General features: G+C 59.8%; 21 protein-coding genes. 17 read left to right on the forward strand and 4 right to left on the reverse strand.

Annotated elements, in window-relative coordinates:
• Positions 1-184 precede the first annotated feature (184 nt).
• From AC0ZWN_RS12415 to AC0ZWN_RS12425, 3 genes are all read left to right on the forward strand, one after another.
• Entirely contained in the window at positions 185-586 is a 402-nt protein-coding gene (locus tag AC0ZWN_RS12415; protein WP_077574880.1) for a lysozyme inhibitor LprI family protein, read from the forward strand.
• 101 nt (positions 587-687) lie between these two features.
• Complete coding sequence (locus AC0ZWN_RS12420) at positions 688-1,011, forward strand: helix-turn-helix domain-containing protein (protein ID WP_093429897.1); 324 nt, start codon at positions 688-690, stop codon at positions 1,009-1,011.
• A 29-nt stretch (positions 1,012-1,040) separates the two neighbouring features.
• Complete coding sequence (locus tag AC0ZWN_RS12425; protein ID WP_476335233.1) at positions 1,041-1,457, forward strand: DUF3010 family protein; 417 nt, start codon at positions 1,041-1,043, stop codon at positions 1,455-1,457.
• Between the two features lie 94 nt (positions 1,458-1,551).
• Here the strand turns inward: AC0ZWN_RS12425 and AC0ZWN_RS12430 are convergent, their stop codons facing one another.
• Positions 1,552-2,496 carry a GlxA family transcriptional regulator gene (locus AC0ZWN_RS12430; RefSeq protein WP_123454170.1) on the reverse strand — a complete coding sequence of 315 codons (945 nt, stop codon included), beginning with the start codon at positions 2,494-2,496 and terminating at the stop codon, positions 1,552-1,554.
• 206 nt (positions 2,497-2,702) lie between these two features.
• Between AC0ZWN_RS12430 and AC0ZWN_RS12435 the strand changes: the two genes are divergently transcribed.
• The 6 genes from AC0ZWN_RS12435 (at position 2,703) to AC0ZWN_RS12460 (ending at position 8,412) form a co-directional block, all read left to right on the forward strand.
• A complete protein-coding gene (locus tag AC0ZWN_RS12435) occupies positions 2,703-3,647 on the forward strand; it encodes a choline ABC transporter substrate-binding protein (RefSeq protein WP_095050254.1) in 945 nt (314 codons plus the stop codon).
• A 119-nt stretch (positions 3,648-3,766) separates the two neighbouring features.
• Positions 3,767-4,654: a 3-dehydrocarnitine:acetyl-CoA trimethylamine transferase CdhC gene (cdhC, locus tag AC0ZWN_RS12440; protein ID WP_129395840.1), complete on the forward strand. Its 888-nt coding sequence runs from the start codon at positions 3,767-3,769 to the stop codon at positions 4,652-4,654.
• Between the two features lie 140 nt (positions 4,655-4,794).
• A complete protein-coding gene (locus AC0ZWN_RS12445) occupies positions 4,795-5,760 on the forward strand; it encodes an L-carnitine dehydrogenase (protein ID WP_116254346.1) in 966 nt (321 codons plus the stop codon).
• A gap of 337 nt (positions 5,761-6,097) precedes the next feature.
• Entirely contained in the window at positions 6,098-6,574 is a 477-nt protein-coding gene (locus tag AC0ZWN_RS12450) for a thioesterase family protein (protein ID WP_476335235.1), read from the forward strand.
• Between the two features lie 23 nt (positions 6,575-6,597).
• Positions 6,598-7,761, forward strand: a complete 1,164-nt coding sequence (locus AC0ZWN_RS12455; protein ID WP_476335237.1) for a gamma-butyrobetaine dioxygenase — start codon at positions 6,598-6,600, stop codon at positions 7,759-7,761.
• 387 nt (positions 7,762-8,148) lie between these two features.
• Complete coding sequence (locus AC0ZWN_RS12460) at positions 8,149-8,412, forward strand: hypothetical protein (RefSeq protein ID WP_095050250.1); 264 nt, start codon at positions 8,149-8,151, stop codon at positions 8,410-8,412.
• Between the two features lie 125 nt (positions 8,413-8,537).
• On the opposite strand, the gene gbdR is transcribed toward AC0ZWN_RS12460, so the two are convergent.
• Complete coding sequence (gbdR, locus tag AC0ZWN_RS12465) at positions 8,538-9,641, reverse strand: choline metabolism transcriptional regulator GbdR (RefSeq protein WP_007949927.1); 1,104 nt, start codon at positions 9,639-9,641, stop codon at positions 8,538-8,540.
• A gap of 546 nt (positions 9,642-10,187) precedes the next feature.
• Positions 10,188-11,564 carry an L-serine ammonia-lyase gene (locus AC0ZWN_RS12470; protein WP_034153599.1) on the reverse strand — a complete coding sequence of 459 codons (1,377 nt, stop codon included), beginning with the start codon at positions 11,562-11,564 and terminating at the stop codon, positions 10,188-10,190.
• 436 nt (positions 11,565-12,000) lie between these two features.
• Between AC0ZWN_RS12470 and AC0ZWN_RS12475 the strand changes: the two genes are divergently transcribed.
• The 3 genes from AC0ZWN_RS12475 (at position 12,001) to choV (ending at position 15,032) form a co-directional block, all read left to right on the forward strand.
• The gene (locus tag AC0ZWN_RS12475) at positions 12,001-12,945 is read left to right on the forward strand and encodes a choline ABC transporter substrate-binding protein (RefSeq protein ID WP_007918300.1); all 945 of its coding nucleotides are present in this window, start codon (positions 12,001-12,003) and stop codon (positions 12,943-12,945) included.
• Positions 12,946-13,011: 66 nt separating this feature from the next.
• On the forward strand, positions 13,012-13,857 hold the full coding sequence (choW, locus tag AC0ZWN_RS12480) for a choline ABC transporter permease subunit (RefSeq protein ID WP_093429887.1): 846 nt from the start codon (positions 13,012-13,014) through the stop codon (positions 13,855-13,857).
• On the forward strand, positions 13,854-15,032 hold the full coding sequence (gene choV / locus AC0ZWN_RS12485) for a choline ABC transporter ATP-binding protein (RefSeq protein WP_034153601.1): 1,179 nt from the start codon (positions 13,854-13,856) through the stop codon (positions 15,030-15,032). The genes choW and choV overlap by 4 nt, the downstream gene beginning before the upstream one ends.
• A gap of 188 nt (positions 15,033-15,220) precedes the next feature.
• Here choV and betT read toward each other — a convergent pair whose 3' ends face one another.
• Entirely contained in the window at positions 15,221-17,218 is a 1,998-nt protein-coding gene (gene betT / locus AC0ZWN_RS12490) for a choline BCCT transporter BetT (protein WP_194935220.1), read from the reverse strand.
• Between the two features lie 429 nt (positions 17,219-17,647).
• On the opposite strand from betT, the gene betI reads away from it, so the two are divergent.
• The 5 genes from betI to AC0ZWN_RS12515 all read left to right on the forward strand — a co-directional run bounded on the left by betI (position 17,648) and on the right by AC0ZWN_RS12515 (position 24,696).
• Positions 17,648-18,241, forward strand: a complete 594-nt coding sequence (betI, locus tag AC0ZWN_RS12495; protein WP_008085771.1) for a transcriptional regulator BetI — start codon at positions 17,648-17,650, stop codon at positions 18,239-18,241.
• A gap of 89 nt (positions 18,242-18,330) precedes the next feature.
• Positions 18,331-19,803, forward strand: a complete 1,473-nt coding sequence (betB, locus tag AC0ZWN_RS12500; protein WP_077574839.1) for a betaine-aldehyde dehydrogenase — start codon at positions 18,331-18,333, stop codon at positions 19,801-19,803.
• A 153-nt stretch (positions 19,804-19,956) separates the two neighbouring features.
• A complete protein-coding gene (gene betA / locus AC0ZWN_RS12505; protein WP_116254343.1) occupies positions 19,957-21,660 on the forward strand; it encodes a choline dehydrogenase in 1,704 nt (567 codons plus the stop codon).
• A 256-nt stretch (positions 21,661-21,916) separates the two neighbouring features.
• On the forward strand, positions 21,917-23,359 hold the full coding sequence (locus AC0ZWN_RS12510) for a TldD/PmbA family protein (RefSeq protein WP_476335240.1): 1,443 nt from the start codon (positions 21,917-21,919) through the stop codon (positions 23,357-23,359).
• Complete coding sequence (locus AC0ZWN_RS12515) at positions 23,359-24,696, forward strand: TldD/PmbA family protein (protein ID WP_476335241.1); 1,338 nt, start codon at positions 23,359-23,361, stop codon at positions 24,694-24,696. Before AC0ZWN_RS12510 ends, AC0ZWN_RS12515 begins: the two co-directional genes overlap by 1 nt.
• The last annotated feature ends 34 nt before the right edge of the window (positions 24,697-24,730 follow it).

Here is a 24,730-nt window from a genome sequence, read left to right on the forward strand (position 1 = left end):
TGGGGCCAGCATATGCCTCGGTGCCGGGGCGACCGGGTGCAAAAACGACAGGGGAATTGCCGAAAGCGTCAATCCGCGACAAAGGGTCGCCAGACGCTCCGATCAGCTACCTGTTCAAGCCCGCCAGCTTGAGCCAGAATCTGGCCCATCTTGGAAACACCACTGGATTAGAGCGGCGACAACAATGAAATCGATCTTCCTGGCTTTGGCTTTGCTTGCGACCGGCGTACACGCCGCTGAAGAGTCCGACAACAACCCGTGCGACGCCGTCGAAAACGACGTCCAGACCCTGGAATGCTCGACCTACAGCCGCACTACTGCAGAAGACCTGCTCAAGGACAACTACGCCAGCCTCAACGAACGCATGCAGACGGCGTATGGCAAGAACCCGACGCAATTGGCGGACATTACCGCCAAGATCAAGACGGCTCAGCAGCAGTGGTTGAAGACGCGGGACGCGGATTGTGCGGTGGAGGCGTTTCCGGCTACGGCGGGGAGCAAGGCGTTCACGATTGCGCAGAATGATTGCGTGGCGCGGATGAGTGATGAACGGTCGGAGTTTTTGGAGTCTATTGGGCAGGAGTGATCCTGACTTCTCGCAACATGCGGTCAAACTTGTTGATTGGCTTTGGGAAAAATATAAGCAAAGATTCTGAAATCTTATAAAAGACTTATATTTCTCCTAATATGAAGTTACCCACAGATATCCAAATCATCAACGACGCCGAGGGCAACCCCGCCTTCGTCGTCATTCCCTACGCGCAGTACGTTGCGCAAAAAATGCAGCCCGACCTGATTCCCCATGAGGTCGTCAGCCGGATGGTCGATGGGGCAACACCGATCCGTGCCTGGCGCGAACACCTCAACCTGACTCAGGAAGAAGTCGCCAAACGCATGGGTATTTCGCAACCGGCGTTTGCCCAGCAGGAAACAGTCGCCAAGCCTCGCAAGGTTACGCGTGAGAAAATTGCGTCGGCGTTCGGCATCACCGCCAATCAGCTAGAGCTGTAAGCTGCCCTCTTCACTTCAAGGAATTCCCCATGAACATCTGCGGCATCGAAATCAAAGGCAGCGAAGCGATCATCGCCGTGGCCGCTCTCGACGGTTCGGCCTTGAGCCACGTTCCCCTCGCCACCAAGAAGATTGCCCTCGAAGACGATGACGAAGCGGCCAACGTGAAGATGTTTGCGGCGCAGGTGGCGTCGTTTGTGCGGGAGAATTCGGTTGACCGGATTGCGATCAAGAAGCGCAGCAAGAAGGGTGAGTTTGCCGGTGGCCCGACGACGTTCAAGATTGAGGGGATTTTGCAGTTGCTGGATGGTTGCGAGGTGACGTTGTTGTCGCCGCAGACGATCAATGCGCAGGCGAAGAAGCATAATTTCGAGCTGCCGGGGACGTTGAACAAGTATCAGCATGAGGCTTATAAAGCGGCGTGTTCGGCGTTGGTGAAAAAGTAACCAACAGCAAGATCAAAAGATCGCAGCCTTCGGCAGCTCCTACATTGGAATGCATTTCCCTGTAGGAGCTGCCGAAGGCTGCGATCTTTTGATTTCAGGCCTGGGCGGTACGGCGGTCTTCGCGGGGGCAGCGGGCGAATTTTGCGCGATAGCTGCGGGTGAAGTACGACGGCGACTCGAAGCCGCAGGCGATGCTGACTTCGAGCACGCTCATGTCGGTTTGGCGCAATAACTGCCGGGCTTTTTCCAGCCGTAACCTGAGATAGAAATTGCTCGGCGTGTCGTTCAGGTGCAGCCGAAACAACCGCTCCAGTTGCCGCCGCGTCACCTTGATCGATTCCGCCAATTGCAGCGTGGTCAGTGGCGGTTCGCTGTGCTGCTCCATCTCGCCGATCACCTGAACCAGCTTCTTGTTGTTGATGCCGTAACGCGTGGCGACTTCCATGCGTTGGTGGTCTTTGCGCGGGCGAATGCGCCCCAGCACAAACTGCTCGCTGACCTGAATCGCCAGTTGCGGGCCGTGGGCCTGGGCGATCAGATCGAGCATTAAATCGATGGACGCCGTGCCGCCCGCCGAGGTGATCCGCCGGCGGTCGATCTCGAACAGCTCCTGGGTGACGCTGAGCTGTGGATAAGATTCCTTGAATGCGTCGATGGCTTCCCAGTGCAGGGTCAGGCGATGGCCATCGAGCAGGCCCGCTTCAGCGAGGACAAAGCTGCCGGTGTCGATGGCACCGAGGGTCACGCCTTCGTTATCCAGCCGCCGCAACCAGTGTTCAAGGGTTGGCGTGGCGAACTTCAGCGGTTCAAACCCGGCCACCACCAACAACGTCGCACCTTTCTTCAGCGGCTCCAGCGCCGCATCGGCGTTGACCGACATGCCATTGCTCGCCAGCACCGCCCCGCCGTCGGCGCTGAGCACATGCCAGCGGTACAGCTCGCCACGAAAGCGGTTGGCCACGCGCAGCGGTTCGATCGCCGAAATAAAGCCGATGGCGGAGAACCCCGGCATCAGCAGAAAGTAGAAATCCTGGGACATGGGCGCACTCGATTCGCGGGTAACGAGAGGGAGGGGAGCGTGGCTCGTTGATACGCCGATTGTCGTCAGCGTTCAAGCGCACAGGTCGCTACAGTGCAAATGCCAGTCGCCGCAGTGCGCTTTCATGGGCGTATAGCTGCGTAACTTTGCATCACCGGCACGACAGATGCCGGAACTCACAATAACGACCTGCCGAGGAACCCGACATGAAACGACTGATCAGCAGCTGTGTTCTTGCACTCAGCGGTACCGCTTTCTTGAGCGCCAGCGTCATGGCGGCCGAACCTGCGTCATGCCAGAACGTACGCATGGGCGTGGTCAACTGGACCGACGTGATCGCCACCAGTGCCATGACCCAGGTCCTGCTCGACGGCCTCGGCTACAACACCAAACAAACCAGCGCGTCCCAGCAAATCATCTTCGCCGGGATCCGCGATCAGCGCCTGGACCTGTTCCTCGGTTACTGGAACCCGCTGATGACCCAGACCATCACCCCGTTCGTCGATGCCAATCAGGTCAAAGTGCTCGAAGCGCCAAGCCTGAAAGATGCCCGTGCGACTCTCGCCGTGCCGACTTACCTGGCCGACAAGGGCCTGAAAACCTTCGCCGACATTGCCAAATTCGAGAAGGAACTGGGCGGCAAGATCTATGGCATCGAACCGGGTTCGGGCGCCAACACGCAGATCAAGGCAATGATCGCCAAGAACCAGTTCGGCCTCGGCAAGTTCCAGTTGGTCGAGTCGAGCGAGGCCGGCATGCTCGCCGCCGTCGACCGTGCTGTGCGCCGCAAAGAGGCCGTGGTCTTCTTTGGCTGGGCGCCGCACCCGATGAACGTCAACGTCAAGATGACTTATCTGACCGGCAGCGACGACGCCCTCGGCCCGAATGAAGGCATGGCCACCGTGTGGACAGTGACCGCGCCGAAATACGCCGAGCAGTGCCCGAACATTGGTCGCCTGCTGACCAACCTGACGTTCACCGCCGAGGACGAGAGCCGGATGATGCAGCCGCTGCTCGACCACAAGGACGCTTTCGAATCGGCCAAGCAATGGCTCAAGGATCACCCCGAAGACAAGCAGCGCTGGCTGGAAGGTGTGACCACGTTCGATGGCAAACCGGCGGCTGAAAACCTGCAACTGACCAGCAAATAACCCTCTCATTTAAAAGCCCCTCACCCTAACCCTCTCTCAAGGGGAGAGGGAACCGGACGAAGCTCGCAGCCCCGAAAAGGGCTGCGGACAGACCCATCACGCCTGAAGGAAACCGCACCATGAATCACGACGTCATCATCACCTGCGCACTCACCGGTGCTGGCGACACGACCGCCAAGAGCCCGCACGTGCCGGTCACCCCGAAACAAATTGCTGCTGCTGCGGTGGAAGCGGCCAAGGCCGGCGCCACGGTTGTGCACTGCCATGTGCGCGATCCGCAGACCGGCAAGTTCAGCCGTGACGTGGCGCTGTACCGCGAAGTGATGGAGCGCATCCGCGAGGCCGACGTCGACATCATCGTCAACCTCACCGCCGGCATGGGCGGCGACCTGGAAATCGGCGCTGGCGAGAACCCGATGGAGTTTGGCCCGAATACCGATCTGGTCGGCCCGTTGACTCGTCTGGCTCACGTTGAAGCGCTGTTACCGGAAATCTGCACCCTCGATTGCGGCACGCTGAACTTCGGCGATGGCGACACCATTTACGTCTCGACGCCTGCGCAACTGCGTGCCGGCGCCAAGCGCATTACCGAGTTGGGCGTGAAGGCCGAGCTGGAGATCTTCGACACCGGTCACCTGTGGTTCGCCAAGCAGCTGATCAAGGAAGGTCTGCTCGATAACCCGTTATTCCAGCTGTGCCTGGGCATCCCGTGGGGCGCGCCGGCGGATACCACCACGATGAAAGCCATGGTCGACAACCTGCCCGCCGATGCGGTGTGGGCCGGGTTTGGCATTGGCCGCATGCAGATGCCAATGGCCGCGCAAGCGGTGCTGCTCGGCGGCAACGTGCGGGTGGGGCTGGAAGACAACCTGTGGCTGGACAAAGGCGTGCTGGCGACCAACGGCCAACTGGTCGAACGCGCCACCGAAATCCTCAGCCGCCTCGGCGCCCGAGTGCTGACCCCGGCCGAAGGCCGCAAAAAAATGGGCCTGACCCAGCGCGGTTAATTGCCCCACCTCGAACCCTGTGGGAGCGAGCTTGCTCGCGAATGCGATGGCTCTGCTAATGAAGATGCTGCGGATGTACCGCCTCCTTCGCGAGCAAGCTCGCTCCCACAGTTGATCGCCGAACTATTCAGGAAATCACCATGAGCTTTATCACCGAAATCAAAACCTTCGCCGCGCTGGGCAGCGGTGTCATCGGCAGCGGCTGGGTATCCCGCGCCCTCGCCCATGGCCTGGATGTGATCGCCTGGGACCCGGCGCCCGGCGCCGAAGCGGCGCTGCGTAAACGCGTAGCCAACGCCTGGGGCGCACTGGAGAAAAGCGGTCTGGCGCCGGGCGCTTCGCAGGATCGTCTGCGCTTTGTCGCGACCATCGAGGAGTGCGTACGCGATGCCGACTTCATTCAGGAAAGCGCCCCGGAACGCCTGGAACTGAAACTCGATCTGCACAGCAAAATCAGCGCCGCGGCCAAGCCCAATGCGTTGATCGGTTCGAGTACCTCGGGACTGTTGCCGAGCGAGTTTTACGAGAGCTCAACGCACCCGGAGCGTTGCGTGGTCGGCCACCCGTTCAACCCGGTTTATCTGCTGCCGTTGGTCGAAGTCGTGGGTGGCAAGAACACCGCGCCCGAGGCCGTTCAGGCGGCGATGAAAGTCTACGAATCCCTCGGCATGCGTCCGCTGCACGTGCGCAAAGAAGTGCCCGGTTTCATCGCCGACCGCTTGCTTGAAGCGCTGTGGCGTGAGGCGCTGCACTTGGTCAACGATGGTGTCGCGACCACTGGCGAGATCGATGATGCGATCCGCTTTGGCGCCGGCCTGCGCTGGTCGTTCATGGGTACGTTCCTGACTTATACCTTGGCCGGGGGTGATGCCGGCATGCGCCACTTCATGTCGCAATTCGGCCCGGCGTTGCAGTTGCCGTGGACCTATCTGCCGGCGCCGGAACTGACTGACAAGTTGATTGATGATGTGGTTGATGGCACCAGTGATCAGCTTGGTCGTCACAGCATTTCGGCACTGGAGCGCTATCGTGATGATTGTTTGCTGGCGGTGCTTGAGGCGGTGAAGACCACAAAGGAAAAGCATGGGATGGCGTTCAGCGAGTAATGCGTTCGCGTCAAACCGCTGCCCTCACCCTAGCCCTCTCCCAGGGGTAGAGGGGACTGACCGCGTTGAGTGTGCAAGTTACGCCGACTTGCACCATCGAGCCGAATTCAAGACTTGAAAAGCTTGAAGATCAGCCCCCTTTCTCCTCTCCTCCATTGGAGAAAGAGGACTGACCGCGGTGTTTTTCTCGAGCTACGCCGACTTGATCTATCGAGCCGAACTCAAGTTTTGAAAAGCCCCCGATCTACTCCCTTTCCCCCTCTCCCCTTGGGGGAGAGGGCTGGGGTGAGGGGGTAGCTCTTGATCTTAACGACCCGCCCACTGCCGGAACCCAATCATGCCCAACCTCACCACGTACCAAACCCGAATCATCCCCGACTGGGTCGACTACAACGGCCACCTGCGCGATGCCTTCTACCTGCTGATTTTCAGCTACGCCACCGACGCCCTGATGGATCGCCTCGGCATGGACAGCAACAACCGTGAAGCCAGCGGCCACTCGCTGTTCACCCTTGAACTGCACCTCAACTATCTGCACGAAGTGAAGCTCGACAGCGAAGTCGAAGTGCGTACGCAAATCATCGGCCACGACAGCAAACGCCTGCACCTCTATCACAGCCTGTACAAGGTCGGTGAGGAACAGGAACTGGCCGGCAACGAACAGATGCTGTTGCACGTCGATCTCGCCGGCCCGCGTTCGGCACCGTTCAGCGCGAACACCTTGAGCCGCCTGCAAAGCATCGTCGCCGATCAGCAAGACTTGCCCGCTCCCGCTTACATCGGCCGCGTTATCGCACTGCCACCCGCCAGGTAATCCATCGATCACAAGGAGCCGCCATGAACACCGCTGCCGCTGTTGCCGATTTCCGTACTTATCCGTTGATCAGCGCGCTCGGTGGCGTGCAGACCCTGGCGGATCGCGTTGCCATCGCATGGGCTGACGGTCGCATCAGCCCGTTTCACCACGTCTGGTTGCGGGATAACTGCCCGTGCCCGCAGTGCGTCTACAACGTTACCCGCGAGCAGGTGTTCGAGATTGTCGATGCCGCTGAAGACCTCAAGCCTGCCGCCGCCCATATCGATACCGACGGCTGCCTGCGCATCGACTGGCAGGACGGCCACCTCAGCCGTTTCGATCCCGGCTGGCTGCGCGCTCATGCCTACGACGATGATTCCCGCGCCGAACGTCTGGCTGGCAAACCCAAGCCTTATCTGTGGCGCAGCGACTCGCAGTTGCCGGTGTTCGAATACGCGGCATTGATGAACGACAACGCCGCCCTGCTGCAATGGCTGCTCGCCGTACGCGACATCGGCCTGACGCAAGTACGCGGCGTGCCCACCGAGTCCGGTTCACTGAAGCTCATCGCGCAACGCATTTCCTTCATTCGCGAGAGCAACTTCGGTGTGCTGTTTAACGTGCAATCCAAAGCCGATGCTGACAGCAATGCCTACACCGCTTTCAACCTGCCGTTACACACCGATCTACCGACTCGCGAGCTGCAACCGGGGCTGCAATTTCTGCATTGCCTGGTGAATGACGCCGAGGGTGGCGAGAGTATTTTTGTCGACGGTTTTGCGATTGCCGATGCGTTGCGCAGTGAAGACCCTGCATCGTTTCAGGCACTGTGTGAAATACCGGTGGAGTTTCGCAACAAGGATCGCCATAGCGACTATCGCTGCCTGGCGCCGATCATCGCTTTGGACGCCTTGGGACGCGTGGCGGAAATCCGCATGGCAAACTTTCTGCGCGGAGCGTTCGATACCTCGGTAGAGCAGATGCCACGGTTGTATCGGGCTTATCGACGCTTTATCGCGATGACCCGCGAGCCACGGTTTCGGCTGATGCAGCGGCTTAATTCCGGTGAGCTGTGGTGCTTCGATAATCGCCGTACGTTGCACGCGCGTAATGCCTTCGATCCGGCGACCGGGGCGCGGCATTTTCAGGGCTGCTACGTCGACCGGGATGAGTTGTTGTCGCGGATTCTGGTGTTGCAGCGGTAGACCGCGTCATCGTTCTTCGCGAGCAAGCTCGCTCCCACATTTAATCGCATTCCCCTGAATGAACGCGGTCACCTGTGGGAGCGAGCCTGCTCGCGAAAGCGTCAGCGGGAACAACAAATCTCTGACTGATTCACAGGCAAAAAAAGCCCCGATGCAAGCCGTGACAGGATCGGGGCAGAGTGTACTGTTGAGGAGCTGCCAAGCGAGGGTGACCAAACCTTCGTGTTGCAAGCTGAGTTCAGTGTGCCCACTCCCTTGGGCGGCGAGTTAGCCGAAAACGACCTGTTCATAGCCGTCGCAGCCACTGCGACAAATCGCCCTTGCCGTGCCCCGGCATGGCTACCAGAATCGAGCCACGACCTCCGTTACCGAAGAAGGATGCGCGTCATGATGTATGCCGATTTGATCGATCAGGAAGATTTGTTGGGCCAGCTCAAGGCGTTGGGTATTCAAGTGCCCAGTGGCACTACTGCCGATAAGGCTTGCGAGTGCGCGGTGCGCGGTCTGGATAATGTTCGCGCGTTTGAACTGCGCAAAATGGTCAAGGACATGTACACCAGCGGCGCCAGTATTCAGCCGGCGGTGCGCCAGGCGATCGACAAACAATTACTGCCGGCATTGGCGGACTATCAGCAAAGCCATAGCGCCTGACGTTGCTCACCTGATCGTTCCCACGCTCTGCGTGGGAATGCCTCAACGGACGCTCCGCGTTCGGCCTTTTGGGACGCAGAGCGTCCCGGGCTGCGTTCCCACGCAGAGCGTGGGAACGATCCTCATCAGAGCCTTACGCTGGCAAACGTCGATTCATTGCGCGCCTGACTCAACGCCGACATCGGCCCCGACAGCGGCGACATCACGATGGCCTGCGGCAGCGGCAACATCGCCACTTGTTGAGTGGTGTTGGACCCTACGCGCTCGTCACGCGGCGGAATGCCGAAGTATTCGCGATAGCACTTGGAGAAGTGCGGCGTCGATACAAACCCACACACCGAAGCCACTTCGATGATCGACATCGGCGTTTGCTTGAGCAACTGCCGGGCGCGGATCAGGCGCAGCTTCAAGTAGTAACGCGACGGCGAGCAGTGCAGGTATTTCTGGAACAGGCGCTCCAGCTGTCGACGCGACACGGCGACGTACACCGCCAGTTCATCGAGGTCGATCGGCTCTTCGAGGTTGGCTTCCATCAGCGCGACGATTTCCTGCAGCTTCGGCTGGTTGGTGCCGAGCATGTGCTTGAGCGGCACACGCTGGTGATCCTGTTCGTTGCGGATACGTTCGTAGACGAACATCTCCGAGATCGCGGCGGACAGTTCACGGCCGTGATCGCGGCTGATCAGGTGCAGCATCATGTCCAGCGGCGCGGTACCGCCGGAGCTGGTGAAACGGTTACGGTCGAGGGTGAACAAACGGGTGCTCATGGCCACGCGCGGGAAAGCTTCCTGCATCGCCGCCAGACATTCCCAGTGCACGCTGCAATCGAAACCGTCGAGCAGGCCGGCGCAGGCCAAAGCCCAACTGCCGGTGCACACGGCGCCGAGGCGCTTGGACTGACGCGCCTGGCTTTGCAGCCAGGAAACGTGTTCACGGGTAACGGTGCGTTGAATGCCGATGCCGCCGCAGACAATCACAGTGTCCAGTGGCGGGGCTTTGTGCATGGAGGCGTCTGGCGTGATTTGCAGACCGTCACTGGCCCACACCTGGCCGCCATCGACGGTGAGGGTACTCCAGCGATACAGCTCGCGACCGGACAATTGGTTGGCCATGCGCAGGGGTTCTACTGCGGACGCCAGAGAAATCAGCGTGAAATTGTCCAGCAGCAGAAAGCCGATGGATTGAGGCGCACGGTTCTGGGGTTGGGCCCCGGAGTTGAACGACGTCATCGCGGTATCTCCTCACACAAAGCGGGTGATGGCCTCAGGCGGAGGCTCTTGTTATTGCCAGCGTTCTCGCGTGGGAGACGGGCTTTGTTATGACAGAGCAAATGCCATGCCTAAAATTGAATGGCTGTTCAATAACTCCTGAAAACGACGTCGCGACGTGTCTATACGAGCCGTCCGACGAAAGGTGTTTCGAAGTGCCATCAGCGTTGCTGAACGCCCTGCCCCCAGGGGTGTGAGCAAATCGGTAGCACTTGTGGGAACTGGCCTGCGCGCAGTTTGTACAGAGTGTCACCGCAAGCACGGGTGACGGACGGTAGGGGGTGCTGAATGCATGTAACAGCTGGGAAAGACTCTTATCTGTTTGCGACGCGCTAAAAGGTGGCGTGATTTATTGTCTGTGTTCACTTGATGAGCAATTTTGACTGGTCTGACCCCTTCGCGAGCAGGCTCGCTCCCACAGTAGATCTCCAGTGAACACAAAATGTGTGAACGCCAGAGTCCAATGTGGGAGCCTGCTCGCGAAGCATTCACCTCGGTGTCACTGACTCAGCACTCAACCGCACTGACCGCCAATCCACCCCGCGATGTCTCTTTATATTTGTCATGCATATCAGCGCCGGTATCACGCATGGTGCGGATCACCCGATCCAGCGAGATAAAGTGCTGACCATCGCCACGCAACGCCATCTGCGCCGCATTGATTGCTTTAACCGCCGCAATCGCATTGCGCTCGATGCACGGCACTTGCACCAGGCCGCCAACCGGATCGCAGGTCAGCCCGAGGTTATGTTCAAGACCAATCTCCGCTGCGTTGCACAACTGCTCCGGCGTAGCACCAAGAATCTCCGCCAGCCCCGCCGCCGCCATCGCACACGCCGAACCGACTTCGCCTTGGCAACCCACTTCGGCGCCCGAGATCGAAGCATTCTTCTTGCACAGAATCCCCACCGCCGCTGCACCGAGGAAGTAATCGACCACGTTGGCGTCAGTCACCGCTTCACTGAACTTCATAAAGTAGTGCAACACCGCCGGAATGATCCCCGCCGCGCCATTGGTCGGCGCCGTGACCATGCGCCCGCCCGCCGCGTTTTCTTCATTAACCGCCAGAGCGAACAGGTTGACCCACTCCATCGCGCTCAGCGTCGAGCCGATCACATTGGGCTTGCCCAGTTCCTGCAGGCTGCGATGCAACTTCGCCGCGCGCCGACGCACATTCAGTCCGCCGGGCAGGATGCCTTCGTGTTTCAGGCCCTGCTCGACGCAATCCTGCATCGCCCGCCACAGTTTCATCAGCCCGGCGCGGATCTCTTCTTCACTGCGCCAGACCTTTTCGTTGGCCATCATCAATTCGGCAACGCGCAGGTTGTTTTTCTTGCACAACTCCAACAGCTCAACCGCGCTGGAAAAGTCGTACGGCAACTCAGTGCGATCCAGATCGACCACGCCGCTGGACGCCTGCGCTTGATCCACGACAAAACCGCCGCCCACCGAATAGTAGGTGTCGCGATGCAGTTCGCCGTGATCACCCTCGGCAACGATAGTCATGGCATTGGGGTGGAATGGCAGGTTCTCGTCGATCAGGCGCATGTCCCGTGCCCAGACAAACGGCACCGACAAGCGACCATCCAATAGCAGGGTGTGCGTTTCGCGCAGCGCCTGGATACGTGGGCCGATCTGCGACGGGTCGATTGCGTCCGGCCACTCGCCCATCAACCCCATGATCACCGCGTTGTCGCTGCCGTGGCCAATGCCCGTGGCCGACAGCGATCCGAACAATTGCACTTCTATACGACGCACCTGTTCCAACTGGTGCTTGTCCCGAAGCGACTCGACGAACAACGCCGCGGCGCGCATGGGCCCGACGGTGTGGGAACTGGAAGGGCCTATGCCGATTTTGAACAGGTCGAAAACGCTGATAGCCATTGCTGCAGAGCTCCTGAGGATGCCGGTCCGGGGCGTGAAGCGCCCGCTGGCGGAGCTGCTACGCTCAAGCTGCGATCCGCCGGAATGCCCGCATCATCAGGCTTTTGTCGGAGCGCACGGCGTCTGACACCGACGCACTCATGTCCACCAGCGCCGCGCCGTTTTCGCCCCGGTTTTTCGCCGTTTTTATGCGGTTCAGATGGCCATTCGGGGCTGAAAAAAGCTGTAAACGACGTCACTGACACTGGATGCGACCATCCCTGTACTGGATACGACCCCCCCTGTAGGCGTCAGATTTTCACTGGTACATGATCGTTATGACTCGATTGCAAGGCGCCGTGACAGAGCTGTCTCCAGAACGCCATCCAACCGCAACCTATAAGTGCGGTGGTCCACAGTCGGAACACTGCCAAAAAAAACACCAAGGAGTCCATCCATGAAAGGTTCCCCGTCGTTGTTGTTGGCCGCCATGCTGAGTCTGCCGTTACTGGCGCAAGCTGCAGAACCGGCACAGTGCAGTACCGTTAACTTCTCCGATGTCGGCTGGACCGACATCACCGCTACCACCGCTACCACCTCCGTTGTCCTCAACGCCCTCGGCTACAAGACCAAGACCACCATGATCTCCGTGCCCGTGACCTACAAGTCGCTGGCCGACGGCAAGAACATGGACGTTTTCCTCGGCAACTGGATGCCGACCATGGAAAACGACATCAAGGCTTACCGCGACGCCGGCACCGTGGAAACCGTGCGCACCAACCTCAAGGGCGCCAAGTACACCCTCGCCGTGCCGCAAGCCCTGTATGACAAAGGTCTGCATGACTTCGCCGACATCGCCAAATTCAAGAAAGAACTCGACGGCAAGATCTACGGCATCGAGCCTGGCAACGACGGCAACCGTCTGATCCAGAGCATGATCGACAAGGACGCTTTCGGCCTGAAAACCGCCGGTTTCAAAGTCGTCGAATCGTCGGAAGCGGGCATGCTCTCGCAGGTGGATCGCGCGCAAAAACGCGACACCGCCGTGGTTTTCCTCGGCTGGGCGCCGCACCCGATGAACAAGCGCTTCAAGATTCAATACCTGACCGGTGGCGATGATTTCTTCGGCCCCGATTTCGGTGCTGCGACCGTAGCGACCAACACCCGCAAGGGTTACGCCGAGGAATGCAGCAACGTCGGTCAGTTGCTGAAGAACCTGGAGTTCACCGTCGACATGGAAAGCGAACTGATGGGCAACATCCTCGACGACAAGATGAAGCCTGACGCGGCCGCGAAGGCCTGGCTGAAAAAGAATCCACAAGTGCTCGATACCTGGCTCGCTGGCGTGACCACCATTGACGGTAAACCTGGCCTGGAGGCCGTGAAAGCCAAGCTTCAGTAATCGCTTATGCCGGGTGGGTTCGCCCGCCCGGGCTGTTTATTTCCTTGCATGCGGACGTTCACTACCATGCTGATTGATCAGAAAATACCTTTAGGCCAGTACATCGCGGGCTTCGTTGAATGGTTGACGCAACACGGCGCCAACACCTTCGACGCAATCGCCGTGACACTGGAAACGATGATCCACGGCGTGACGTTTGCGCTGACCTGGTTCAACCCACTGGTCTTGATTGGCCTGATCGCACTACTCGCTCACTTCATTCAGCGTAAATGGGGCCTGACTGCGTTCGTCATTGCCTCCTTCCTGCTGATCCTCAATCTGGGGTACTGGCAGGAGACCATGGAAACCCTCGCCCAGGTCATGTTCGCGACCCTGGTCTGCGTGGTCATCGGCGTGCCGTTGGGCATCGTCGCCGCGCACAAACCGATGTTCTACACGGTCATGCGTCCGGTACTCGATCTGATGCAGACCGTACCGACCTTCGTTTACCTCATTCCTACCCTGACCCTCTTCGGGCTGGGTGTGGTGCCAGGCCTGATCTCCACGGTGGTGTTCGCCATCGCTGCGCCGATCCGCCTGACCTACCTGGGCATCCGCGATGTCCCGCAAGAACTGATGGACGCCGGCAAGGCCTTCGGCTGCTCGCGTCGCCAATTGCTCTCACGGATCGAACTGCCTCACGCCATGCCGAGCATCGCGGCCGGCATCACCCAGTGCATCATGCTGTCGTTGTCGATGGTGGTGATCGCGGCACTGGTAGGCGCCGACGGACTCGGCAAACCGGTGGTCAACGCACTGAACACTGCTGATATCGCCCTGGGCTTCGAAGCGGGCCTGGCGATCGTACTGCTGGCGATCATGCTCGACCGTATCTGCAAACAACCCGACGCTAAAGCAGGGGGTGACGCATGAGCATAATTCGCTTCGAAGACGTTGACGTAATCTTCTCCAAGGATCCGCGCGAGGCACTCAAACTGCTCGATCAGGGCATGACCCGCAACGAGATCCTGAAAAAGACCGGACAGATTGTCGGTGTGGAAAAAGCCACGCTGGACATCAATAAAGGCGAGATCTGCGTGCTGATGGGCTTGTCCGGCTCGGGCAAGTCGAGCCTGCTGCGCTGCATCAACGGCCTCAACACGGTGAGTCGCGGCAAGTTGTTCGTCGAGCATGAAAACCGTCAGATCGACATCGCCTCCTGCACCCCGGCCGAACTGAAAATGATGCGCACCAAACGCATCGCCATGGTCTTTCAGAAGTTCGCCCTGATGCCTTGGCTAACGGTGCGCGAGAACATCAGTTTCGGTCTGGAAATGCAGGGTCGCCCGGAGAAGGAACGCAAGAAACTTGTCGATGAAAAACTCGAACTGGTTGGCCTGACCCAATGGCGCAACAAGAAGCCGGACGAACTCTCCGGTGGCATGCAGCAGCGTGTTGGTCTGGCGCGGGCACTGGCGATGGACGCCGACATTCTATTGATGGACGAACCGTTTTCGGCCCTCGACCCGCTGATCCGTCAGGGCCTGCAGGATGAACTGCTGGAACTGCAACGCAAGCTGAGCAAGACCATCGTGTTCGTGAGCCACGACCTCGACGAGGCGCTCAAATTGGGTAGCCGCATCGCGATCATGAAAGACGGCCGGATCATCCAGTACAGCGTGCCGGAAGAGATCGTGCTGAACCCGGCGGACGACTATGTGCGCACCTTCGTCGCACACACCAATCCGCTCAACGTGCTCTGCGGCCGCAGCCTGATGCGCACCCTGGACAAGTGCAAACGCATCAATGGTTCGGTGTGCCTCGATCCGGGCGGCGATTCGTGGCTGGACCTGGCCGAGGGCAACACCATCAAAGGTGCACGGCAGAATGGTTCGGTGCTGAACCTGCAGAACTGGGCGCCGGGGCAAGCGGTGGAAGGCCTGGAGCGCAAGCCGACGCTGGTGGATTCGAATATCGGCATGCGCGATGCACTGCAGATTCGTTATCAGACCGGCAACAAGCTGGTGCTGCACGATGACAATCATGTGGTGGGGATCTTGGGCGACAGTGAGTTGTATCACGCGTTGCTGGGCAAGAATCTCGGTTAAGGCGGGATAAAAAAAAGGGATCGCGGTGAGCGATCCCTGATCGTTCCCACGCTCTGCGTGGGAATGCAGCCCGGGACGCTCCGCGTCCCACAACAGCGGACGCAGAGCGTCCATTGAGACATTCCCACGCGGAGCATGGGAACGATCATGCAAAAGGGGCTCAATCGAGCCCCTTTTGTTTTAGCGGTTTAGCTATACACCCGGCCAAGGAGCTGCCGATGGCTTTCAAACTGATCGAGCACATCCCGCGTGATCTGATCCTGCGTGAAGCCCATCAGGTCGTAATCCTGGCTGCCGTTGTGCAGATACACTTCAGCGCGGTAGTAACGCTGGCGCGCTTCATCGGACTGCGCCGATTCGGTCGGGGTCGCCAGATAGCCGTCCAGGCTCACTTCGTAGACGAAAGGGTTGCCCTCTTCCATCTCGATACGCACACCCATGCAGCGCTTGGATTTACCCAACAGCGTCTGCACTTCCAGACCCTGCGCACGCATCTGCGCAGCAGCATCTTCCAGCGCCGGGCTGACCTGCTTGTCCATGAAGCGCTGCACCACCGATTGGCTCGGTTGCAGATCCAGTTGCGTCAGACGCTCGCTGAAACCACGACGACCGCGCTCCGCCAGTTGCGCCTGCTCCTGTTCGATCTGCACGTCCTGACGCATGGCCTTGTGCAAGCCGAACATGAAGAACACCAGCACCACCGAGAACGGCAGACCGGCCAGCACCACCATGGTTTGCATGGCTTCGAAGTTACCGGCAAACAGCAGACCGATGGTCACCAGGGTGATCACCACCGACCAGAAGATCCGCAGCCAGTGCGGCGCATCTTCATCGACGTTGCCGCCCTTGCAGGACAGATTCGCCATCATCACCGCGCCGGAGTCGGCCGGAGTCAGGAACAGCACGAAGCCAACAAAGATCGACACACCGATAACGACTTTCGACGCCGGGTAGTGCTCAAGCAATTGATAGATCGCCATAGACGGCTGTTCCAGCGCCGTCTTGCCAAGCTCCACCGCCCCCTGGTTCATCACCAGATCCAGTGCCGAGTTACCGAAGATCGACAGCCAGGCCAGGGTGAAGCCCAGGGGAATCAGCAGCACACCGGCCACCAGTTCACGCACGGTACGACCACGGGAAATACGCGCGATGAACATGCCCACGAATGGCGCCCAGGAAATCCACCACGCCCAGTAGAACAGAGTCCACAGGCCCAACCAGCGGTCGGACTTGGCGCTGTCGCCTTCATAGACATACAGGTCGAAAGTCTTCAGCACCACACCATTGAGGTAGTCACCGATGTTCTGCACGAAGCCGTTGAGCAGGTGCAAAGTCGGGCCAAACAACAGCACGAAAATCAGCAGACCGCTGAACAGCACGATGTTCAGGTTGGACAGACGACGGATGCCGTTTTCCACGCCGGACACGGCAGCGATGGTCGCCACGGTGCTCATCACGATAATCACGATCAACAGGTTGGTATTGCTGTGTTCCATGCCGAACAGGTTTTCCAGGCCCGAGGACACTTGCAGCGAACCAATCCCCAGGTTGGTCACCAGACCCAGCAGGGTCACGAACATGCCGAAGCCGTCCACCGCGTGACCGGCCGCACCCTTGACCCAACGCTCGCCGACCAGCGGATACAGCGCCGAACGCAGGGCCAGCGGCTGGTTATGACGATAAGCAAAGTACGCCACGGCCAGACCGACCAGTGCGTAGATCGCCCAGCCGTGCAGACCCCAATGCAGGAACGTCAGCTGTACTGCCTGACGCGCGGCCATGTTGGTGGCCGAAGCGCCTTCCGGCGGATTGAAATAGTGATCCAGTGGCTCGGATGCGCCGAAGTACAACAGCGAAATACCGATACCCGACGAGAACAGCATCCCCGCCCAGGCGCCGTAACTGAAATCCGGGGTGTCGTCCTTGCTGCCCAGTTTGAGTTTGCCGTACGAAGAAAACGCCAGGCCCACCACAAACACCAGGTAGGCGGCGATGACCACCATGTAGTACCAGCCGAAGCTGCGCGACAACCAGGCCTGAGCGATACCCAACAGTCTGCCGGCCTCTTGCGGGGCGATAATCAGAATGGCGGTCAACAACAGAATCAGCGCGGTAGAGGTGTAAAACACCCAACCGTTGACCGTCACCTTCTCGGGCGGGGTCTTTATAAGCGAGGCAGAACTCATGGCACAAATGCTCCAGGCAGTGCGAGAGAAGAACACAAGGCAACACGGAACCCGACCAATCGGTTAGTTGGCAGCCGACCGGCGGGTGATATAAAGACACCCCGAAAAAAGCCCGAACCTGCCGAAATGGCGCTGCGAATCGCTTTCGTGGCCGAAGGTGGACGGACGGTCATCCGAAACCTGGCCCTGAGCGTCTTGCCCTTTCAACACGTCCATCGAATCGCGAACCGCGCCATGCCCCACGCAGGTTTCGAGCATTTTTGGATGTCGGTTTTATCGCCACTTACACGTAGGAAAAAGCTGTAGGCAGCGACGATTTGTCGCAGATCTTATTCTTTGTTGATTGAACGTTCAATCAAAACAAAATAGACTGGCCCTCAATCCGATCGGCGTGATTCGCCGCTCGGAAGGCCTAAGGAGATGTGCAAGATGCCCAAGGTCGGTATGCAACCCATCCGCCGCCAACAACTGATCGAAGCCACATTGCAGGCGGTCGATCAGGTCGGAATGGGGGACGCCAGCATTGCGCTGATCGCCCGTTTGGCCGGTGTCTCGAATGGCATCATCAGTCATTACTTTCAGGACAAGAACGGCCTGATTGCCGCCACGATGCGGTATCTGATGACCGCCCTCAGCGAGAGCGTCACCGCGCGCCGGCAGGCGCTGGCAGATGACAGCCCACGGGCGCATCTGCAGGTGATCATCGAAGGCAACTTCGACGCCAGCCAGGTCAATGGCCCGGCAATGAAAACCTGGCTGGCCTTCTGGGCCACCAGCATGCACCAGCCGTCTTTGCACAGGTTGCAGCGGATCAACGATCACCGTCTGTATTCCAACCTGTGCTGCCAGTTCCGCCGTGTGCTGCCGCTCGAAGATGCGCGCAGCGCAGCGCGGGGGCTGGCAGCGTTGATTGACGGCTTGTGGTTGCGCGGCGCGCTGTCGGGAGACGCTTTCGACACGGCGCAGGCGCAACAGATCGCTTACGAATACATGGATTTCCAATTGGCCAAGAAGGTGAGCTAGAGCACACAGAAAACGCTCGGCCCCTGAACCGCCACCGCAGCCTCACCGCGGTGGTCAACGCCAACCACCAATGCACTTGCGAGGACACTATGGCCCGTTTCGAACTGCAAAAACTTTACATCGATGGCGCGTACTCCGACGCCGGCAGCGATGCCACCTTCGAAGCCATCAACCCGGCTAACGGTGAAGTCCTCGCACTGGTGCAACGTGCGACCAAGGAAGACGTCGAGCGCGCCGTGGTCAGCGCTGAAAAGGGCCAGAAAATCTGGGCCGCGATGACCGCCATGGAGCGTTCGCGCATCCTGCGTCGCGCCGTCGACATCCTGCGCGAGCGCAACGATGAACTGGCCGCGCTGGAAACCCTGGACACCGGTAAATCCTTCTCCGAAACCAAATACGTCGACATCGTTACCGGTGCTGACGTGCTGGAATACTACGCAGGCCTGGTGCCAGCGATCGAAGGCGAGCAGATCCCGCTGCGCGACACGTCTTTCGTCTACACCCGTCGCGAGCCGCTGGGCGTTGTCGCCGGTATCGGCGCGTGGAACTACCCGATCCAGATCGCGCTGTGGAAATCCGCGCCGGCCTTGGCTGCCGGTAACGCGATGATCTTCAAACCAAGCGAAGTGACCTCGCTGACCACCCTGAAACTGGCCGAGATCTACACCGAAGCCGGCGTTCCAAACGGTGTGTTCAACGTCCTGACCGGCAGCGGCCGTGAAGTCGGCACCTGGCTGACCGAGCACCCGCGCATCGAAAAAATCTCCTTCACCGGCGGCACCGACACCGGCAAGAAGGTTATGGCCAGCGCTTCGGCTTCGTCGCTGAAAGACGTGACCATGGAACTGGGCGGCAAGTCTCCGCTGATCATCTGCGACGACGCCGATCTCGATCGCGCTGCCGACACCGCGATGATGGCCAACTTCTACAGCTCCGGTCAGGTCTGCACCAACGGCACTCGCGTGTTCGTTCCGGCGCACCTGAAAGCCGCTTTCGAAGCCAAGATCGTTGAGCGCGTTGCACGCATCCGCGTCGGCAACCCGGAAGACGAAAACACCAACTTCGGCCCGCTGGTCAGCTTCGCGCACATGGAAAGCGTGCTGGGCTACATCGCCAAGGGTAAAGAACAAGGCGCCCGCGTGCTGTGCGGCGGCGATCGTCTGACCGACGGCGAATTCGCCAAAGGCGCATTCGTGGCACCTACCGTGTTCACCGATTGCACCGACGACATGACCATCGTTCGCGAAGAAATCTTTGGCCCAGTGATGGCGATCCTCTCCTACGAGACCGAAGAAGAAGTGATCCGCCGCGCCAACGACACCGACTTCGGTTTGGCCGCCGGTATCGTCACCAAAGACCTGAACCGCGCACACCGCGTGATTCATCAACTGGAAGCCGGTATCTGCTGGATCAACGCCTGGGGCGAGTCCGACGCAAAAATGCCGGTCGGCGGTTACAAGCAGTCGGGTGTTGGCCGTGAGAACGGCATCAGCTCGCTGAACAACTTCACCCGCATCAAATCGGTACAGGTCGAGCTGGGCGATTACGTCTCGGTGTTCTAAGAACCGAGTCTTGTATTGCTCGTGAGGCCGTCTTCGCGAGCAGACTCGCTCCCACATTGGAACAGTGTCTCCTATGGGAGTGAGTCCGCTCGCGATTCGAGTGCAAAGCACTCGTCAGGCCAGACCTGACCACATCTAAAGAGGGTGCATTCAATGTCCCAAGAATTCGATTACATCATCATCGGTGCCGGCTCGGCCGGTAACACCCTGGCGACCCGTCTGACTGAAGACGAAGGCGTCACCGTTCTGCTGCTCGAAGCTGGCGGTCCGGACTACCGTTTCGACTTCCGCACGCAAATGCCCGCTGCCTTGGCATTCCCGCTGCAAGGTCGTCGCTACAACTGGGCCTACGAAACCGATCCAGAGCCACACATGGACGGTCGCCGCATGGAATGCGGTCGCGGCAAAGGCCTCGGCGGTTCCTCGCTGATCAACGGCATGTGCTACATCCGTGGCAACGCAATGGACTACGACGGCTGGGCGAAACTGCCTGGTCTGGAAAACTGGTCGTACCTCGACTGCCTGCCGTACTTCCGCAAAGCCGAAACCCGCGACATCGGCCCGAACGATTACCACGGTGGCGAAGGCCCGGTCAGCGTGACCACGCCGAAGGCTGGCAACAACCCGCTGTTCCACGCCATGGTTGAAGCTGGCGTACAAGCCGGTTACCCGCGCACCGAAGACCTCAACGGTTACCAGCAGGAAGGCTTCGGCCCGATGGACCGCACCGTGACGCCGAACGGCCGTCGTGCATCCACCGCCCGTGGTTATCTCGACACCGCTAAAAAGCGCTCGACCCTGACCATCGTCACCCACGCCCTGACCGACAAGATTCTGTTTGAAGGCAAGCGTGCGGTCGGCGTGCGTTACCTGGTCGGCGATGCGGAAGAACGCGTTGAAGCCAAAGCGCGTAAAGAAGTGCTGCTGTGCTCCGGCGCCATCGCTTCGCCGCAGATTCTGCAGCGTTCCGGTGTCGGTCCTGCCGAACTGCTGAAATCCCTCGACATCCCGGTCGTTCACGACCTGCCGGGCGTCGGTGAAAACCTGCAGGATCACCTTGAGCTGTACCTGCAATACGCTTGCACTCAGCCGGTTTCGCTGTATCCGTCGCTGCTCTGGTACAACCAGCCAGCCATCGGTGCCGAGTGGCTGTTCAACGGCACCGGCATCGGCGCCAGCAACCAGTTCGAAGCCGGCGGTTTCATCCGTTCGCGTCCGGAATTCGAATGGCCGAACATCCAGTACCACTTCCTGCCGGTAGCGATTAACTACAACGGCAGCAACGGTGTGAAAGAGCACGGCTTCCAGGCACACATGGGTTCCATGCGTTCGCCAAGCCGTGGTCGCATCCAGGCCAAGTCGAAAGACCCGCGCCAGCACCCGAGCATCCTGTTCAACTACATGGCCACCGAGCAAGACTGGCAGGAATTCCGCGACGGCATCCGCCTGACCCGCGAAATCATGCAGCAGCCGGCACTCGACGCTTTCCGTGGCCGTGAAATCAGCCCGGGCATCGAAGTGCAAACCGATGAGCAACTGGACAAGTTCATCCGCGAGCACGCCGAAACCGCGTTCCACCCATCCTGCTCGTGCAAGATGGGCACCGACGAGATGGCTGTGGTGGATGGCGAAGGTCGCGTACACGGCATGCAGAGCCTGCGTGTGGTCGATGCCTCGATCATGCCGATCATCACCACCGGCAACCTCAACGCGCCAACGATCATGATCGCCGAGAAAATCGCCGACAAGATCCGTGGCCGCCAGCCGCTGCCACGCAGCACCGCGCCGTACTACGTGGCGGGCGATGCGCCGGTCAAAGGCAAGCCAATGCGTGATATCACCCCGGCTGCTCAGTAGCCTGAAGTGATCGTTCCCACGCTCTGCGTGGGAATGCATCCCCTGACGCTCCGCGTCACACAGCGGACGCAGAGCGTCCATGGCGGCGTTCCCACGCAGAGCGTGGGAACGATCTCCTGCCTCGCACAGTAAATCCCCCTACACCCCCTCTTCACTTGATCCTACCCCCACGCAGGCCTACTCTAGACCTCGCGCAACCGTTTCACCCCCTCCCCGCCGCTGCTCTACCGCTTCCCCCTGACAAGGAGGTTCCCGAATGTTCGATTTCCACCCCCAGCTCAAGCAGCGCTTCGCTGCCTTGCGCACGGGCGCTGAGTTTTTTTCCCTGCGGTATGTACGCGAGTCCGGGCAATATCTGTCGGTGCGCAAGAATGTCGCCGAGCCGCCGAGCCTGAGACGCGACGAAGGCGCGATGCTCACCGTGCGCGTCAATGGCGTTGAGGCCTACGCGGCGACCAACGACCTCTCGCAACAAGGTCTGCAAGCCGCCCTCGAACGCGCCGAGCAGCAAGCCCGCCGCCTCAAACCGCACGCCTTGCTCGACCTGCGCGATCAGCCGGTGTCCAGCGATCATGCTGATTACTTTTCACCCAATCTCGACCAAGCCTTCCCGTCCCTGAGCGAATGTTTTGAGCTGCTCGGTGCGGAATCCGCCTCGGTGCCAAAGGATGAGCGCCTGGTGAATTGGGAAGTGAGCATTGGCATTACCCACGTCGAACAGATCTACCTGAGCAGCGCCGGGGCTGAATTGCGCCAAGCGCAGCGCTTCGTCTATCCGGGCCTCGACGTCACCGCTTACGATGGCAACGACAGCCAGACCCGTAGCCTCGGCCGCGAGAATTTCGGCCAACAGGGCGGCGCTGATGTGATCAGCCGCTGCGGTTTGATCGGCGCCGGCCCGCAAGTCGCCGATCAGGCCCTGCAACTGCTGCTTGCGCCGAACACCCCGCAAGGCCCGCGCGACCTGCTGTTGATGCCTGATCAAATGATGCTGCAAATCCACGAATCCATCGGCCACCCGCTGGAACTCGACCGCATCCTCGGTGATGAACGCAATTACGCCGGCACCAGTTTCGTCAAAGCCAGCGACTTCGGCAGCCTGCAATACGGCTCGAAACTGCTCAACGTGACGTTCGATCCGGGCATTCCCGAAGAACTCGCCAGCTACGGTCATGACGACGACGGCAGCAAGGCCAGCAAACAATTCCTGATCCGTGATGGTTTGCTGCTGCGCCCGCTGGGCGGTGCGCTGTCGCAGTTCCGCGCCGGTCTCGATGGCGTTGCCAACAGCCGCGCCTGCGGCTGGAACCGCCCGCCGATCGACCGCATGGCCAACCTCAATATCGAACCGGGCGATCAGCCTCTGAACAAACTGATCGAAGGCATCGAGCACGGCATCCTGATGAGCACCAACCGCTCATGGTCGATCGACGATGCGCGCAACAAATTCCAGTTCGGCTGTGAATGGGGCCAGTTGATCGAAAACGGTGAACTGAAAGGTGTGGTGAAAAACCCGAACTACCGGGCGATTTCCGCGCACTTCTGGAAAAGCCTGCGCGCCGTCGGCGACGCCAACACCGTCAAGGTGCTGGGCACGCCGAACTGCGGCAAGGGCGAACCGAACCAGGTGATCCGCGTCGGCCACGCTTCGCCGGCCTGCGTATTCAGCAACGTTGATGTGTTTGGGGGAGACGCCTGATGAGCATTTCGAAGAGTCAGTCCGACGCCTTCAAAGTCATGGTCGAGTGGCTGCGTGACAGCGTGCGCGAGCCAGAACAGTTCACCCTCAGCTTTGCCGCCGAATCCTCGGCGTTCGTGCGTTTCAATCACGCCAAGGTGCGTCAGGCCGGACAAGTGCAGCAGGCCAATATCGTCCTGAAACTGATCAACGACGGTCGCCACGCCGACCTGCAAGTCACCCTGTCCGGTGATCAGGAAGGCGATCTGCAACGTCTCGCCGAAGGCCTGCAACAACTGCGCGAAACCCTGCCGCTGCTGCCGCAGGATCCGTACCTGTTGCTCAACCACAACGGCTGGCAGAGCAAAAATGTGCAGGAGCATCCGCTGCCGGACACCGAACAGGTTGTCGATGAAATCTGCGCTGCCGCTGAAGGTCTGGATCTGGTGGGCTTCTATGCGGCCGGCCCGATCAGTCGTGGTTTCGCAAGCTCAGCGGGGGCTTTTGGCTGGCATCAGGCCAACAGCTTCAACTTCGATTTCAGCCTGTTCCACGACAACGGTGAAGCGGTGAAAGCCAGCTACGCCGGGCATGACTGGAGCAGCGAAGGTTTCGCCAAGCGCTTCGGCCAAGCCCGCGAGCAACTGGAATTTCTCGGCCGACCGCTGCGCACCTTGGCGCCGGGGCAGTACCGCGCGTATCTGGCACCGGCGGCGCTGGAAGAAATCATGGGCATGCTGAGCTGGGGCGGTTTCTCGGCGCAGTCGATCGCCAGTAAGAGCAGCCCTTTGCAAAAGCTGTATGTCGGCGATCAGGCGTTCAGTCCACTGCTGTCGCTGGATGAGAAAGTCAGCGAATCGCTGAGCCCGGCGTTTTCCGGCGAAGGTTATCCGCGCAGCGATTTGCGCCTGATCGTCGAAGGCAAGGCTGGCGATCAACTGGTCGGCTCGCGCAGTGCAGCGGAATATGGCCTGACCGCCAACGGCGCCGGCGGCGGAGAAATGCCGAGTGCGTTGAACATGGCGGCGGGCGATCTGGCGCAAGCAGAGATCCTCAAACAGTTGGGCACCGGGCTGTACATCAGCAACCTGTGGTACCTGAACTTCTCGGATCAACCGGCGGCGCGCATGACCGGCATGACTCGGTTTGCGACCTTCTGGGTCGAGAACGGCGAGATCCAGGCGCCGGTCAGCACCATGCGCTTCGACGACAGCGCCTACAGCCTGCTCGGTTCACAGCTGGAAGCGTTGACCGCCGAGCGTGAGTTGTTGCTGTCTGCGAGTACGTACAGCCAGCGCAACACATCGTCGGCGTTGCTGCCGGGGGCACTGGTCAGCCGTTTGACTCTGACCCTCTGACGGCGATCGTTCCCACGCTCTGCGTGGGAATGCA

The sequence above is a fragment of the Pseudomonas sp. 3B-A001-10F genome (genome assembly GCF_056313565.1).

What these genes read in the sequence shown, in the direction of transcription:
- AC0ZWN_RS12415 (WP_077574880.1), top strand. Translation starts at nt 185, where the DNA reads ATGAAATCGATCTTCCTGGCTTTGGCTTTGCTTGCGACCGGCGTACAC.
- AC0ZWN_RS12420 (WP_093429897.1), top strand. Translation starts at nt 688, where the DNA reads ATGAAGTTACCCACAGATATCCAAATCATCAACGACGCCGAGGGCAAC.
- AC0ZWN_RS12425 (WP_476335233.1), top strand. Translation starts at nt 1,041, where the DNA reads ATGAACATCTGCGGCATCGAAATCAAAGGCAGCGAAGCGATCATCGCC.
- AC0ZWN_RS12430 (WP_123454170.1), bottom strand. Translation starts at nt 2,496, where the DNA reads ATGTCCCAGGATTTCTACTTTCTGCTGATGCCGGGGTTCTCCGCCATC.
- AC0ZWN_RS12435 (WP_095050254.1), top strand. Translation starts at nt 2,703, where the DNA reads ATGAAACGACTGATCAGCAGCTGTGTTCTTGCACTCAGCGGTACCGCT.
- cdhC (WP_129395840.1), top strand. Translation starts at nt 3,767, where the DNA reads ATGAATCACGACGTCATCATCACCTGCGCACTCACCGGTGCTGGCGAC.
- AC0ZWN_RS12445 (WP_116254346.1), top strand. Translation starts at nt 4,795, where the DNA reads ATGAGCTTTATCACCGAAATCAAAACCTTCGCCGCGCTGGGCAGCGGT.
- AC0ZWN_RS12450 (WP_476335235.1), top strand. Translation starts at nt 6,098, where the DNA reads ATGCCCAACCTCACCACGTACCAAACCCGAATCATCCCCGACTGGGTC.
- AC0ZWN_RS12455 (WP_476335237.1), top strand. Translation starts at nt 6,598, where the DNA reads ATGAACACCGCTGCCGCTGTTGCCGATTTCCGTACTTATCCGTTGATC.
- AC0ZWN_RS12460 (WP_095050250.1), top strand. Translation starts at nt 8,149, where the DNA reads ATGATGTATGCCGATTTGATCGATCAGGAAGATTTGTTGGGCCAGCTC.
- gbdR (WP_007949927.1), bottom strand. Translation starts at nt 9,641, where the DNA reads ATGACGTCGTTCAACTCCGGGGCCCAACCCCAGAACCGTGCGCCTCAA.
- AC0ZWN_RS12470 (WP_034153599.1), bottom strand. Translation starts at nt 11,564, where the DNA reads ATGGCTATCAGCGTTTTCGACCTGTTCAAAATCGGCATAGGCCCTTCC.
- AC0ZWN_RS12475 (WP_007918300.1), top strand. Translation starts at nt 12,001, where the DNA reads ATGAAAGGTTCCCCGTCGTTGTTGTTGGCCGCCATGCTGAGTCTGCCG.
- choW (WP_093429887.1), top strand. Translation starts at nt 13,012, where the DNA reads ATGCTGATTGATCAGAAAATACCTTTAGGCCAGTACATCGCGGGCTTC.
- choV (WP_034153601.1), top strand. Translation starts at nt 13,854, where the DNA reads ATGAGCATAATTCGCTTCGAAGACGTTGACGTAATCTTCTCCAAGGAT.
- betT (WP_194935220.1), bottom strand. Translation starts at nt 17,218, where the DNA reads ATGAGTTCTGCCTCGCTTATAAAGACCCCGCCCGAGAAGGTGACGGTC.
- betI (WP_008085771.1), top strand. Translation starts at nt 17,648, where the DNA reads ATGCCCAAGGTCGGTATGCAACCCATCCGCCGCCAACAACTGATCGAA.
- betB (WP_077574839.1), top strand. Translation starts at nt 18,331, where the DNA reads ATGGCCCGTTTCGAACTGCAAAAACTTTACATCGATGGCGCGTACTCC.
- betA (WP_116254343.1), top strand. Translation starts at nt 19,957, where the DNA reads ATGTCCCAAGAATTCGATTACATCATCATCGGTGCCGGCTCGGCCGGT.
- AC0ZWN_RS12510 (WP_476335240.1), top strand. Translation starts at nt 21,917, where the DNA reads ATGTTCGATTTCCACCCCCAGCTCAAGCAGCGCTTCGCTGCCTTGCGC.
- AC0ZWN_RS12515 (WP_476335241.1), top strand. Translation starts at nt 23,359, where the DNA reads ATGAGCATTTCGAAGAGTCAGTCCGACGCCTTCAAAGTCATGGTCGAG.